13 protein-coding genes and 1 pseudogene are annotated in these 12,675 nt (G+C 73.0%); 10 read left to right on the forward strand and 4 right to left on the reverse strand.

The window, feature by feature from the left end:
- Positions 1-37 precede the first annotated feature (37 nt).
- Positions 38-1,045 (reverse strand): coiled-coil domain-containing protein, encoded by a 1,008-nt coding sequence (locus AC6JBM_RS46675; RefSeq protein ID WP_497980073.1) that lies wholly within the window; start codon positions 1,043-1,045, stop codon positions 38-40.
- Positions 1,046-1,243: 198 nt separating this feature from the next.
- Here AC6JBM_RS46675 and AC6JBM_RS46680 point away from each other — a divergent pair, with 198 nt between their 5' ends.
- The 9 genes and pseudogenes from AC6JBM_RS46680 to AC6JBM_RS46720 all read left to right on the forward strand — a co-directional run bounded on the left by AC6JBM_RS46680 (position 1,244) and on the right by AC6JBM_RS46720 (position 9,149).
- A complete protein-coding gene (locus AC6JBM_RS46680) occupies positions 1,244-1,471 on the forward strand; it encodes a hypothetical protein (protein ID WP_350619107.1) in 228 nt (75 codons plus the stop codon).
- Entirely contained in the window at positions 1,468-2,871 is a 1,404-nt protein-coding gene (locus AC6JBM_RS46685) for a hypothetical protein (RefSeq protein ID WP_497980074.1), read from the forward strand. The genes AC6JBM_RS46680 and AC6JBM_RS46685 overlap by 4 nt, the downstream gene beginning before the upstream one ends.
- A 108-nt stretch (positions 2,872-2,979) precedes the next feature.
- The gene (locus tag AC6JBM_RS46690) at positions 2,980-3,345 is read left to right on the forward strand and encodes a response regulator transcription factor (RefSeq protein ID WP_497980075.1); all 366 of its coding nucleotides are present in this window, start codon (positions 2,980-2,982) and stop codon (positions 3,343-3,345) included.
- A gap of 1,124 nt (positions 3,346-4,469) precedes the next feature.
- Positions 4,470-4,808: pseudogene (locus AC6JBM_RS46695) on the forward strand (ATP-binding protein); the annotation flags it as partial.
- A gap of 250 nt (positions 4,809-5,058) precedes the next feature.
- Positions 5,059-5,394, forward strand: a complete 336-nt coding sequence (locus tag AC6JBM_RS46700; protein WP_497986694.1) for a sensor histidine kinase — start codon at positions 5,059-5,061, stop codon at positions 5,392-5,394.
- 85 nt (positions 5,395-5,479) lie between these two features.
- Positions 5,480-6,454 carry a hypothetical protein gene (locus AC6JBM_RS46705; protein ID WP_497980076.1) on the forward strand — a complete coding sequence of 325 codons (975 nt, stop codon included), beginning with the start codon at positions 5,480-5,482 and terminating at the stop codon, positions 6,452-6,454.
- Between the two features lie 109 nt (positions 6,455-6,563).
- Positions 6,564-7,283 (forward strand): hypothetical protein, encoded by a 720-nt coding sequence (locus tag AC6JBM_RS46710; protein WP_497980077.1) that lies wholly within the window; start codon positions 6,564-6,566, stop codon positions 7,281-7,283.
- Between the two features lie 68 nt (positions 7,284-7,351).
- Positions 7,352-8,740: an MFS transporter gene (locus AC6JBM_RS46715; protein WP_497980078.1), complete on the forward strand. Its 1,389-nt coding sequence runs from the start codon at positions 7,352-7,354 to the stop codon at positions 8,738-8,740.
- Entirely contained in the window at positions 8,733-9,149 is a 417-nt protein-coding gene (locus AC6JBM_RS46720) for a MarR family winged helix-turn-helix transcriptional regulator (protein ID WP_497980079.1), read from the forward strand. The genes AC6JBM_RS46715 and AC6JBM_RS46720 overlap by 8 nt, the downstream gene beginning before the upstream one ends.
- Positions 9,150-9,257: 108 nt before the next feature.
- Here the strand turns inward: AC6JBM_RS46720 and AC6JBM_RS46725 are convergent, their stop codons facing one another.
- Both AC6JBM_RS46725 and AC6JBM_RS46730 read right to left on the reverse strand, forming a co-directional pair.
- Positions 9,258-9,506, reverse strand: a complete 249-nt coding sequence (locus AC6JBM_RS46725) for a hypothetical protein (protein ID WP_497980080.1) — start codon at positions 9,504-9,506, stop codon at positions 9,258-9,260.
- Between the two features lie 138 nt (positions 9,507-9,644).
- Complete coding sequence (locus tag AC6JBM_RS46730; RefSeq protein ID WP_497980081.1) at positions 9,645-11,543, reverse strand: CHASE3 domain-containing protein; 1,899 nt, start codon at positions 11,541-11,543, stop codon at positions 9,645-9,647.
- Positions 11,544-11,585: 42 nt separating this feature from the next.
- Here AC6JBM_RS46730 and AC6JBM_RS46735 point away from each other — a divergent pair, with 42 nt between their 5' ends.
- Positions 11,586-12,257: a response regulator transcription factor gene (locus tag AC6JBM_RS46735; protein ID WP_350619667.1), complete on the forward strand. Its 672-nt coding sequence runs from the start codon at positions 11,586-11,588 to the stop codon at positions 12,255-12,257.
- On the opposite strand, the gene AC6JBM_RS46740 is transcribed toward AC6JBM_RS46735, so the two are convergent.
- Positions 12,217-12,579, reverse strand: a complete 363-nt coding sequence (locus AC6JBM_RS46740; protein WP_497980082.1) for a response regulator — start codon at positions 12,577-12,579, stop codon at positions 12,217-12,219. The genes AC6JBM_RS46735 and AC6JBM_RS46740 overlap by 41 nt on opposite strands.
- Between the last annotated feature and the right edge of the window lie 96 nt (positions 12,580-12,675).

The following is a 12,675-nucleotide window of genomic DNA, read 5'->3' on the forward strand; positions in this document are numbered from 1 at the left end:
GCCCGCGGCCAGTCACGCCCGTGGCCGGCCGGGAGCGTCACAGCATGGACAGGTGCACGTGGTTCGTGTGGTCGCTGGACGGGTCGCCGTTGCCCCCGCTGTAGGCGTGCCAGCCCGCCGCCGGCGTCCACACCTGTCGGAACCAGATCACGTAGAGCACGCCGAGCGCCGAGGCGTTCTTGACGAAGTAGGCCGCCAGGTTCGTGCCATAGGTCTTGTCGGCCCCGCTGGCCACGCCGCCGAAGCCGTCCGAGGCCGCGGCGAAGTCACAGGCCCGGCCCTTCGGGTGCTCGTAGGGCCCGGACGGGCGGAAGCACGAGTAGAAGTGCGTGAAGCCCGCCTTGCGCGCCTCCTGGGCCGCGTGCAGCGTGCGCGGGGTGATGCAGCCCGTCGTCGTCGGGTCGTCGATGATGCAGTTCTCGGCCGGCCAGGAGCCGTCGGCGTTGCGCGGGGCCGGGGTGGCCAGCGGTGAGTTCACGCTGACGTAGCCGTCCGCCCTGCCCCGCATCTTGGCCAGGGCCGCCTCGGCATCCGCCTTCTTCTTGGCCTGGATCGCGGTCTGCGCCTGCTGCTTGGCCACCTCGTCGTCGGCGGCCTTCTTGGCGTCCGCGAGGTCCTTCTCCAGCTTGGTCAGCCGCCCGATCTGGCGGTCGTTGTACTGCGCGATCGTGTTCACCAGCAGCACGCGGTCCATGAACTGATCGACCGAGTCCGTGTTCACCAGCGCGGCGGTGAGCCGGACGTTGCCGCCGGTGCGGTAGGCCGCGGCCGCGATGACGTTCACGCTCGCGCGGACCGGCTCCAGCTCCTTCTGCATCGCGTCCATCTGCGCGGTCAGCTCGGCCTGGCGCTTCTTGGACGCGTCGAGCACGGCCTGGGCCTGCACCCACTCCGTGTTGGCCGCGTCCAGCTTCTCGCCGAGGGTGAGGTCGGTGCCCTCGTTCGGCGCGCCCGTCGGATCGCCCGGCGCGGCGCCCGCGGGCACGGCCCAGGCGCCGATCAGCACGAGCGCCGTGAGCATCAGCATGAGTACCCGGCGCCGCATGCGGGTGAGCGTACCGAACCGCAAAGGCCGCGCACAGGCTCAAGAATGCGGCCGGATGACCACCGAAAGTCACGCTGAACCTTCGCGGAGCGACGAGCGTAAGGACCTTTCGGGTTCGAACAGTTGTGCGGCGTGTCGGATTCGGTCATCGACGGTTGCTTTGCTAGCGTGCGCGCTAGCAAACGGCTAGCGGGAGTGATGTTGGAAGCGACAGAGAAGACGGTGGCGATGCCGCCGCAGCGGCCGCGGTTTGACCGGGTCCAGCTCAACACCCGGGTGCGGGTCGAGATCGAGCAGACCCTGCAGCGGTTCGTCGTCGACCACAACACCACCGTGCAGAGCTCGGTGGACCTCGCGCTGGCCGAATTCCTCGAGGCCCGGGGCTATCGGCTGCCCCAGCCCGACAACGACGGGAGAAACCGGTGAGCACGCCGGGCATCAACCAGCTGGACGCCGATCTGCAGAAGACCGTCAAGCGCACGTCGTACATGCGGCAGCTGTTCTATGTCGTGGTGCTGCTCGTCGCCCTGGCCGGGCAGGTGTCCGGCGCGGTGGAGGCGCTCGGCATTCCGCTGATCTGGGCGATCCCCGCGGTCGGGGCGTTGGAGCTCGGCGGCATCGTCGTGCTCGCCAACGCCGACGTGCGCCGCCGGCTCGGCGAGAAGGCGACGGCCTCGCGGATCCTGTCCGTCGTCATCGCCGCGTTCGCGGTCGCGTTCAACTGGATGGCGCACGACAACAAGCTGCTCGCCGGGTTCTTCGCGGGGATGTCCGCGCTGGGTTACCTGGTGTGGCTGATGCACACCGAGAACCAGCGCCGCGACCGGCTGCGGGCCAAGGGCGACCTGCCCCCGACCACGCCCGCCTACGAGGTCGTCGGGCACTGGGTCCGCCACCCGTGGCTGACGCTGCGGGCCAAGAACCTCGCGAAGGCCGACACCCGGCTCGGGCTCTACTCCTCGATCGCGGCGGCGAAGGCGGAGAAGCGCAAGGAGCAGCGGACCGCGGCGATCGCCAAGGTGCTGCACCGCAAGATCCGCGCCGCGGTCGACCCGACCACCGCCGACATCGCGGTGGCCGTCTACGACCTCGACGAGATCGCGGTCCGCCTCGCCGACGGCGCCGACTACGACGGCCTGACCGCGCTCATCGCCGCCGACCTGGCCCCGGCCCGGCTCGCCGCGATGACCGAGAGCGCGCCCCGGCCGGCGCCGGAACCGGCCCCCGCGCCGGAGCCACTGCCGGTCATCGACACCCAGGAGCAGCAGGCCCTGCCGACGGCGCCGCAGCCGATCCCGGTGCCCCGGGCGGCCCGCGAGGAGGACGAGCGCCGCGCGGCCCGGGAGGCCGTGGCCAGGGCGGCGGAGGCGGCCGCCGAGCCGGAGCCCGGGCCCGAGCCGGTGATCGCGACCGCGCCGGTGATCGCGACCTCGCCGCTGGGCGGGCTGCGCGCCGACCTGGAGGGCATCCTCCCGGCCGCGCCCGCGCCGCGCCGCACCCGCAGCCGGACCGCCCCGGTGGCGCACGACGCCGGCGAGGTGCTCGACATCGCCGAGGAGCCGACCTTCACCCCGCCGACGGTGGTGCGGGAGGGGTCGCTGCGCAACCAGGTGCACCAGCTCCTGCACGACAACGTGCCGCCCAACGACCGCCGGGACGTGGTGGCCCTGACGACCATGGTCGGCGACCTGCTCGACCTCGACGACGTGGAGCGGCTGACCGCCTCCAACTACGTGCGCACCTGGAAGGCCGAGGCCGACGCGGGCCGGCGCGCCGCCGTGAACGGCCGGCACCTGCAGGGGATCGTGCCCGGCTCGCCCCGGTAGCCCGCAGCACCGCCGGCCCGCCGCCGCGCTCCGCGCGAGTCCGGGCAGGCGCCTTAAGGCCCGTCCCTCCGCTGCCGATCTGGGTGGTGGAGAGGCGGGGGGTGCCGAATGGCCCGGTTGCTCGTGGTGGACGACGAGCCGGACGTCCGCGATCTGATCGTCAAGCGGCTGACCGCCGACGGCCACGACGTCCTCGCCGCCGAGAGCGGGGCCGCCGCGCTCGCGGCCGTGGCCGAGCACGGGCTGCCCGAGGCCGCGATCCTCGACGTCGACCTGCCCGGCATGGACGGCATCGAGCTGCTGCACCGGCTGCGGGCCGCCCGGGCCGACCTGCCGGCGATGTTCCTCACGGCGCTGTGGGACGGCGCCGTGGCCGCCCGGGCGCGGGAGACCGGCGCGGAGTACGTCCGCAAGCCCTTCACCGCCGACGCGCTGCGCGCCGGGCTGGAGCGGGCCCTGCGGGGCGCCGGATGACCACCTCGCTGCTGCGGACCGCGGCGTGGGCGCTGGTGTACCTCCTGGCGACCGTCGCCGGCCGCAAGACCATCATGGACGGCTCCAGCCTGAGCCTGGTCTGGCCGGCCGCGGGCGTGTCGGTGCTGTGGTTCGCCGCCCAGCGCAAGGCCCGCGTGCGCTGGGCCGACCCCGTGGCGCTGGCCGTCATCACGCTCGTCGTGAACCTGGCCACCGGCGCCACCCCGCTGCTCGCGCTCTGGTTCGTGGTCGCGAACCTGGCCCAGGTGGCGGTCTTCACGCGGATGCTGCACCGCCTGAGCCCGCACCTGTGGGGCGCCGGCGGCGATGGGCAGCTCTCCCGCTCGGCCGACCTGTGGCGCCTGCTGCTCGCCACGTGCGCCGGGGCCGGCGCGGGCGCGCTCGTCGGGCCGACCGCCATCTGGCTCACCACCGACCGCTTCCTGTGGACCGACGGCGTCGTGTGGTTCCTGCGCAACGGGGTGAGCATCCTGCTCATCGTCGCCGTCGGGCTGCGCCTGGGCCACCAGCGCGCGCGGGGCTGGCGCTGGACGCGGCCGAGCGCGGTGCGGCTGGCCGAGTACGCGGCGCTCGTCGTGTGCTCGCTGACCGCCTACGGCGTCGGGTTCGGCGTCAGCCACCTGCCCCTGGCGTTCCCGCTGCTCGCCGTCACCGTGTGGGCCGCGCTGCGCCTGCACACCACGTTCGTCGTGCTCCACGACCTCGGCCTGGGCGCCCTCGCGGTGCTGTTCACGCTGCACGGGAACGGCCCCTTCGCCTCGATCCCCTCGCACGCGACCCGGGCGCTGGTCGCGCAGGCGTTCGTCGGCATGATCGCGGTCGTCGGGCTGTCCATCGCGCTCGGCCGGGACGAGCGGGCCGAGCTCATGGGGCGGCTGACGGCCGCCGGCCGCGAGACCGAGGCCCAGGCGCGGCTGCTGACCACGATCGTCAACTCGATGAACGAGGGCGTTTCCGTCGTACGTCCCGATCACTCCTGGATCATGCGCAACCCGGCCGCCGTGGCGCTCATGGGCGGCGTGACCAGCGGCGACGGCACCGTGGCCCGGCCCGATCACTACGGCCTCTTCCACCCCGACGGCACCCCGCTGCCGCCCGGGGAGATGGCCCACATCCAGGCGCTGGGCGGCCACGACGTGCGCGGCCAGGAGGTGCTCATCCGCAACGCCGGGGTGCCCGAGGGCCGCATCCTGCAGGTGAGCGCGACCCGCCTGCCGTCCGACGAGACCGACGAGGGCGGCGCGGTCGTCGTCTTCCACGACGTGACCGCCGAGCGCCGGCACCGCGACGAGCTGTCCTCCTTCGCCGGCGTGGTCGCGCACGACCTGCTCAACCCGCTCACGACCATCGACGGCTGGGCCGAGAACCTGGGCGAGACGCTGCACACCATGCCCGCGGACGACCCCGCGGTCGGCGACGCCGGCGACAGCCTGGTGCGCATCACGCGCGCCTCGGCCCGGATGCGCCACCTGATCAACGACCTGCTGGCGTACACCACCGCCCGCAACGCCGCCATCGCGCCCGTCGACGTCGCGCTCGACGAGCTGGTGACCGAGGTGACGAACGCGCGCACGGACCTGGCCGCGGCCGCGGGCACCCCGCGGCCGGGAGTTCGCCCTGGGCCGCCTCGACGACGTGCGCGCCGATCCCGTGCTGCTGCGGCAGCTCCTGGACAACCTCGTGGGCAACGCGGTGAAGTACACGGCCCCGGGCACGACTCCCCGCATCGCCATCGCGTCGGGGCTCGACGGCGACGGGCTGGTGCGGGTCGAGCTGGCGGACAACGGCATCGGCATCCCGCCCGGCCAGCACGACGCCATCTTCACCAACTTCCACCGGGCGCACCGCTCGAGCGGGTACGCGGGCACGGGCCTCGGCCTCGCGATCTGCAAGCGCATCGTGGAGCGGCACGGCGGGACGATCCGCGCCGACGACAACCCGGGCGGCGGGTCGCGGTTCATCTTCACGCTGCCGCCCGCGTCCACGTACATCCCCGCGACCAAGGCCGTGACGGGCGTCTCCCGGTAAAAGCGAACGTTCGTTCTTGACGAGCGGGCACGGGCGGTACACCCTGAAAAAGAGCGAACGAACGTTCTTTTAAGGGGAGATGGTCATGCGAAAGGTCGCGGGCGTCGTGCTGCTGCTCACCGCCCTGCTCAGCCTCATCATGGTCGCGTTCGCCTGGCCCGCGACCCGGGCCGGCGTGCACGACATCCCGCTCGCCGTCGCCGGGCCCGCGCCCGCGGCCGCGCAGGTCGTGCAGCAGCTCGAGGCGAAGCGGCCCGGCGCGTTCGACCTGCGCACGGTGCCCGACACCGCCGCGGCCGAGCGGCTGATCAAGGACCGTGAGGTCTACGGCGCCATCGACCTCACGAGCGGCCGCCCCGAGCTCATCGTCGCCTCCGCCGCCGGCCCGGCGGTCGCGCAGGCCCTGCAGCAGGTCGCCCAGGCGCTCGCGCCGACCGCGGACGGGACGGTCGTGCGGGACCTCGTGCCGCTGCCGGCCGACGACCCGCGCGGGGCCGGGCTCGCGGCCGGGGCGCTGCCGCTGGTGCTCGGCGGGATCGCCGCCGCGGGGCTGCTCACCAGCCTGATCGCGGGCACCGGACGTCGGGTCGCGGGCGCGCTCGCCTTCGCTGTGACCGGCGGGCTGGCGCTCGTGGCGATCCTGCAGCAGTGGCTGGGCTCCCTGAACGGCGACTACTGGGTCAACAGCGGCGTCGTCGCGCTGTCCATCGCCGCCACGGCGCTGACCATCCTCGGCCTGGAGGCGCTGCTCGGCACCGCCGGGCTCGCGATCGGGGCGGCGACCATGATGCTGCTCGGCAACCCGCTCTCGGGCCTGTCCAGCGCGCCGGAGATGCTGCCGTCGGGGTGGGGTGCGTTCGGGCAGTACCTGCCGCCGGGCGCGGCCGGGTCGCTGCTGCGCAGTACCGCCTTCTTCGATGGGGCCGGTGCCGGACCGCACGTGCTCGTGCTCGTGGCGTGGGCGGCCGCGGGCCTGCTGCTGGCCGGGCTCGCCGCGCTGCGCCGTCGCCCCGCCCCGGCCCCGGAGGCGGACGCGGAAGCGGCGTTGGTCTCGGCCTGACTCACAGGTGGCTGCCAAGGTCCGGACGGTTCCGTGCCAGGGATTCCCGCGATGGTTGCTTCGTGAGCGGCTCCCCCGGAGCGGGCCGCCGGACCCAGGGAGCCACGCCATGAGCAGCCAGATCACCGACCAGCAGCCCGCCGCCGCCCCGGTCTGGGCCACCCCGGCCCAGCCTCAGGAGCCGGCCGGACTCGCGCCGGCGGCGACCCCGGCGCCCGCGGCGAAGTCCTCGAAGGTGAAGACGATCGTCGTCGGAGTGGTCGCGGCCCTCGTCATCGGCGGCGGCGGGTTCGCCGTCGTCAAGGCCGCGAGCGGGGACTCCTCGTCCTCGTCGGCGCAGGCCGGGCCCGGGGGCATGGGCGGCAACGGGCAGGGCGGGCCCGGCGGGGGCGGCTTCGGGGGCATGGGCGGCGGCGGGGCGAACGGCCTCTCCGGCGCGCTCTACGGGGACTTCACGGCCTCCGACGGCAATGGCGGGTACGTCACGAAGCGCCTCCAGACCGGAACGGTCACCGCGATCAGCTCCACCTCGATCACGGCCAAGAGCGCCGACGGGCACACGACGACGTTCGTCATCGGCTCCTCCACCACCGTCGACAACGGCAACGACCAGGTCTCCGACATCAAGAGCGGCGACACCGTGACCGTCGTCGGCACCGTGGACGGCACGGATGCCGGGTCCAGCGCCACGGCCACGACGATCACCGACGCGACGCTGAACCAGGCCGGCGCCGGCAACCAGCAGAACGGCAACCAGCAGAACGGCGGCATCCCGCAGAACGGTGGCATGCCGGGCGGCAACCCGCCGCAGGGCGACGGCACCAACTAGCGGCCTCGGCAGTGATCTGAGCCGCAGAAGGTTGGCGCCGGCCCATTGCTTGTACGAACATAATAGTTATGGCCGTACAAGCACGTGGCCGGCGCCTGCTCATCCTCGGCATCTGCTGCATGAGCCTGCTGATCGTCGGACTCGACAACACGATCGTGAACATCGCGGTGCCGGCGATCGGGCGCGACCTGGACGCGCCCCTCTCCGGCCTGCAGTGGGCGATCGACGCGTACACCCTCGTGCTGGCCAGCCTCCTGATCATGGGCGGCTCGACCGCGGACCGCCTCGGCCGGCGCCGCATCTTCCAGACCGGGCTGGTGGTCTTCGCGCTCGGCTCGCTGCTGTGCGGGTTGGCCCCGACGCTGGGCTGGCTGATCGCGTTCCGCGTGGTCCAGGCGATCGGCGGCTCGATGCTCAACCCGGTCGCCATGTCGATCATCACCAACGTCTTCACCGACCGCCGCGAGCGCGCCCAGGCCATCGGCGTGTGGGCGGGCGTCGTCGGCATCAGCATGGCGCTCGGCCCGGTCGTCGGCGGCCTGCTGGTGCAGACCGTCGGCTGGCGCACGATCTTCTGGATCAACGTGCCGATCGGCATCGCCGCGGTCGTGCTCACCGCGCTCTTCGTGCCCGAGTCGCGGGCGCCGCGGCCGCGCCGGGTCGACGTCCCGGGCCAGATCATCGTGCTCGTCCTGCTCGCCAGCGCGACCTTCGCCATCATCGAGCACGAGCCGATCGCCGGGGCCGTGGCCGTGGTCGCGCTGGTGGCCCTGCTGCTGGTCGAGCCGCGCCGCCCCGAGCCGCTGGTCGACATCACGCTCTTCCGCAGCCCGCCGTTCGCCGGCGCCACCGCGATCGCCGTCGCCGCGTTCGGCGCGCTGGCCGGGTTCCTGCTGCTCAACACGCTCTACCTGCAGGAGGTGCGCGGCCTCTCCCCGCTGCACGCGGGCCTGCTCACGCTGCCGATCGCCGCGATCACGGTGGTGCTCGGCCCGGTCTCCGGCCGCATGGTCGGCGCCCGCGGGCCGCGCGCGTCGCTGCTCGTCGGCGGGGCCGGCATCCTGGTCAGCGGGGTGCTGCTCACCGGGCTCACCCCGCACACGCCGCTGCTGTGGGTCGTGGCCGCCTACGTCGCCTTCGGCATCGGCTTCGCCATGGTCAACCCGCCGATCACCGTCACCGCCGTCTCGGGTCTGCCGGTGGCCCAGGCCGGAGTGGCCGCGGCGTTCGCCTCGACCAGCCGCCAGTTCGGCTCGGTGCTGGGCATCGCGGTCCTCGGCGCCGTGGTCACCGCGGGGCTGCACGGCCGCGCGATGCCCGTCGGGTTCAGCCCCGCGAGCCACGCGGGCTGGTGGATCGTCGCCGGGTGCGGCGCCGCGATCCTGGTCATCGGTACGCTCACCACCGGTACGTGGGCGAAAAGCCGAACCCCTGATGCGGAGCTCGTCGATGCCTGATTCGCAGGAACGCGCCGGTGAGGTCTGGCGTGCCATGCTCGCGCTGGTGCACGAGCGGCACGACCGGCGCAAGGAGGTCTGCGAGGCGCTGGACCTGAGCTTCGTGCGGATCAAGGCCCTGCGGCGTCTGGCGGGCGAGCCGATGACCCTGCGGGAGCTCGCCGGGCGGCTGCAGACGGATGCGCCGTACACCACGCTGGTCGTCGACGACCTGGAGAAGCGGGGTCTCGTGCGCCGGGAGCCGCACCCGTCGGACCGGCGGGCCAAGCTTGTGACGACGACCGACCTGGGCCGTCGCGAGGCGGCTCGGGCCGAGGCGATCCTGACTCAGCCGCCGCCGCAGATGCTGTCGCTGCCGCCGGAGGAGCTGGACGAACTGGCGCGATTGATCGCGAAGCTCGAATCCTGACGCGAAGCTCGACTCCTGACGGGTGGCGCCGATATGCCGGACGCGTCGCGCCGCGACATATCGGGTGCATCTCCGATCAGGGCACGCAGCCCTGAGTGAAGCCGCGCGTCAGTAGGCCCCGGCGGGGGTCAGGGCTTCCTCGCAGAGCTCGCGCGCCCACTGGATGCGGCTCAGGGCCACGTCCGGGCGGTCGCCGAAGACCTCGGCGGCCTGCGCGTAGCACTCGTCCTTGCCGAGGCGGTTGAGGGTCGAGGACACCGTCTCGCGGACCGTCTCGGCGTCGGGGTGGGAGTAGCAGGGTGTGTCGGACACGAACAGTGCCATGCACAGTGCCGGGTCGACCGGACGAATCGTCATGGTGGATCACCTGTTCAAGGGGGCGTGAATGACTGTTCCACCGTGCCTCCGGACGGTTGTCCGTTGCGTCGTGGCCAGCGGGGCTTCTCGGGTCTGGGTTTTCCGACCCCGCTATACCTGCTGGCTGCTATAGGCGCCTCAGCCGCTCGCATCCTTCGGAAGGGGGATCATGATGGCGAGGCGGGTGCCGCTGCCGGGGCGGCTGGCGATCTGCATGGTGCCGCCCAGGGCCGCGACGCGGTCGCCGAGGCCGGTCAGGCCGGTGCCGGTCCCGGGATCGGCGCCGCCCACCCCGTCGTCCTCGACGGACAGCGACAGCGACGCGTCCGTGGCCGATGCCGACACCGAGATCAGCGTGGCGTGCGCGTGGCGGATCGCGTTGGTGAGGGCCTCGGCGACGACGTAGTACACCCCGATCTCCACCGAGGCGTCGAGCCGGGCCGGCAGGTCCAGCCGCACCTCCACCGGCACCGGGGAGCGGCGGGCCAGCGAGCGGATCGCCGGGCTCAGGCCGCCCTCGGACAGGATCGACGGGTGGATGCCGCGGGCCAGCTCGCGCAGCTCGTCGATGGCCTCGGACAGGTCGCTGCCGATGCCGTGCAGGCGGCTCTGCAGCCCGCCGTCCACCTCGGTCTCCGTCGCGCGCAGGGCCAGCAGCAGGGCGATCAGCCGCTGCTGGGTGCCGTCGTGCAGGTCGCGCTCGATGCGCCGGCGGCTCTCGTCGGTCGCGGCCACTACGCGGGCGCGGGAGGCGGTCAGGTCGGCGCGCGCCTGGGAGTTGGCGATCGCGCTCGCCACCAGCTCGGTGAACTCGGCGGCCCGCTCGGCGTCCTGCTGCTGCAGCGGCGACGCGCACGTGGACAGGGCCTTCAGGACGCCCCAGGTGCGGCCGGCCACGAGCACGGGGGCGCCGATCGCCGAGCGGATCGTCAGGTCGCCGAACTCGCGCTGCAGGAAGTCGACGCTCTGCTGGCCGGAGAGGCGGACCGGGCGGCCGGAGCGCAGCACCCGGCCCGCCACCCCGTCGTCGTTCAGGCGCACGCGGCCCAGGTCGACGCGGTGCGTGGGGTTCTGGCTCCAGCTGGCCACCACGGTGCCGCTGCCGTCGGGCTCGAAGCGCAGCAGCACGGCCGCGTCGGCGTCGAAGAGCTTGCCGGCCTCCTCGGTCACCGCGGCGAACACGTCCTCGGCCGGGCGGCCGCGCGCGGCGACGGTGGCCACCCGGCGCAGCGCCGCCTGCTCGGCCGCGGCCGCGCCGAGCATCGTGCGGTTCCTGTCGAGCGCGGCGACCATCGCGTTGAAGGTCCGCTGCAACGCTCCGACCTCCACGGGGGCGTCGGTCGGCACCCGTGTCTCCAGGTCGCCCCCCGCCACCCGGTCGGCCGCGAGGACCATCCGGTGCAGCGGCCGCACGACCATGACCGCGAGCGAGCGGGTGAGGAGCGCGACCGCGATCAGGGCCACCACGAACCCGGCGAGCCCGGCGATGAGCGCCTGCCGCCCGGCCCGGCTCGCGGCCGCGTGCATCTGGTCCACGCTCACCCGCTGGTTGTTGATGAAGTCGTCGAACTCGGCGCGCAGGGCGGCGATCTGTTTCTGGCCGTCCATGATCGACTTGGTGTCGATGTTCGCCGGCTCGCCCTGCTGGTCGTTGGCGATCGCGGGGTCGGCGTAGTTCTCGAGGTAGGCCGTGACGTCGCTGTTCAGGCGGGCCACCCGCGCGGCCTGGGCCGGGCTGCCCGACACCGACGAGGCGAGCTCCTCCTGGCGCAGGGGGATCTGCTGCTGAGCCTCCACCCAGGGCTCCAGCAGCGTCCGGTCGTGGGTGAGGGCGTAGCCGCGCCGCCCCGCCTCCACGTCGAGCACCAACCGCTCCAGCGTGTTGCAGGCCGAGACCGCTCGCTCGGCCCGGGTGACGACCATGACGGAGGAGCGCAGCTCGTAGACCGACACGAGGATCATCGCGAACGCCGCCGTGATCAGGACGGTGAACAGCGCGCTGGTCACCGCGAGCCGGACGGTCAACCCCCCGTGCATGGGGAGGTGTCTACCCCGGATCGCGGGGATATGTTGGGGTTAATGGCATTCGAGTCGGTTGTGATCGCGGACGACGACGTGCTGCTGCGCGAGGGGCTCGCAAGCCTGCTCGATCGGCAGGGGTTCGCCGTCATCGGGCTGGCTGATGACGGCCCGCACCTGCTGGAGCTGGTCGAGAAGAAGACCCCCGACATCGCAGTGGTCGACATCCGCATGCCCCCCACGCACACCACGGAGGGGCTGGGCGCGGCCCGGGAGATCCGCCGCCGCTTCCCGTCGGTGGCGATCCTGGTGCTGTCCGCCTTCGTGGAGGTCGAGCACGCGATCGAGCTGCTGGCCAGCGGGGAGCGCATCGGCTATCTGCTGAAGAGCCGCGTCACCGACGTCGACGAGTTCGTGGAGACCCTGCGCCGCGTGCACGACGGCGGGACCGTCGTCGACCCAGCGGTGGTGCAGGAGCTGGTGGCCGCGCACCGCCGCCGCGACCCGCTCGGCGGCCTCAGCCCGCGCGAGCGGGAGGTTCTGGCCCTGATGGCCGAGGGGCGCTCGAACGCGGGCGTGGCCAAGGCGCTGTGGGTCACCGAGGGCACCATCGAGAAGCACGTCAGGTCGATCCTGACCAAGCTCGACCTGCCCGAGACGGACGAGACGCATCGGCGGGTGCTCGCCGTGCTCACGTTTCTCGAAGCGGCGTCTTCTGCAACAGGCAGCTGATCGCGCTGCCGGATAGCTGGTCCTTGGGCAGGTAGCCGATCGCCGGGCTCTCGGCGAGCAGTTCGGCCAGGTCGTCCGGGTCGAGGCTCGACACCATGATCACGAAGCCGCGCCGGATGCGGTGGGCCAGATCGAAGCCGCTCTCCGCGCCCAGGCCGACGTCCACCAGTACGACATCCGGCTCCTGCTCCTCGACGGCGAGCAGCGCCTGCCGGGTGTCCGAAGCGGTGGCGACGACCGCGATGCCCTGCGCCGTCAGGAGCCTCCGGGCACTCACCCGGAAACGCTCCGAGTCGTCGACGATGACGCAGCGGATCGTCATGCGGCAATGATGCCACCGATGCGGGTGGGGCCGCCTTGATGTTAACGGGAAAAAAAGAGGCCCACCCGTGGCGGCGGGTGGGCCTCCGGCTCTCGG

It is taken from the genome of Dactylosporangium thailandense (genome assembly GCF_059739745.1).

What these genes read in the sequence shown, in the direction of transcription:
- AC6JBM_RS46675 (WP_497980073.1), bottom strand. Translation starts at nt 1,045, where the DNA reads ATGCGGCGCCGGGTACTCATGCTGATGCTCACGGCGCTCGTGCTGATC.
- AC6JBM_RS46680 (WP_350619107.1), top strand. Translation starts at nt 1,244, where the DNA reads ATGTTGGAAGCGACAGAGAAGACGGTGGCGATGCCGCCGCAGCGGCCG.
- AC6JBM_RS46690 (WP_497980075.1), top strand. Translation starts at nt 2,980, where the DNA reads ATGGCCCGGTTGCTCGTGGTGGACGACGAGCCGGACGTCCGCGATCTG.
- AC6JBM_RS46705 (WP_497980076.1), top strand. Translation starts at nt 5,480, where the DNA reads ATGCGAAAGGTCGCGGGCGTCGTGCTGCTGCTCACCGCCCTGCTCAGC.
- AC6JBM_RS46710 (WP_497980077.1), top strand. Translation starts at nt 6,564, where the DNA reads ATGAGCAGCCAGATCACCGACCAGCAGCCCGCCGCCGCCCCGGTCTGG.
- AC6JBM_RS46715 (WP_497980078.1), top strand. Translation starts at nt 7,352, where the DNA reads ATGGCCGTACAAGCACGTGGCCGGCGCCTGCTCATCCTCGGCATCTGC.
- AC6JBM_RS46720 (WP_497980079.1), top strand. Translation starts at nt 8,733, where the DNA reads ATGCCTGATTCGCAGGAACGCGCCGGTGAGGTCTGGCGTGCCATGCTC.
- AC6JBM_RS46725 (WP_497980080.1), bottom strand. Translation starts at nt 9,506, where the DNA reads ATGACGATTCGTCCGGTCGACCCGGCACTGTGCATGGCACTGTTCGTG.
- AC6JBM_RS46730 (WP_497980081.1), bottom strand. Translation starts at nt 11,543, where the DNA reads ATGCACGGGGGGTTGACCGTCCGGCTCGCGGTGACCAGCGCGCTGTTC.
- AC6JBM_RS46735 (WP_350619667.1), top strand. Translation starts at nt 11,586, where the DNA reads ATGGCATTCGAGTCGGTTGTGATCGCGGACGACGACGTGCTGCTGCGC.
- AC6JBM_RS46740 (WP_497980082.1), bottom strand. Translation starts at nt 12,579, where the DNA reads ATGACGATCCGCTGCGTCATCGTCGACGACTCGGAGCGTTTCCGGGTG.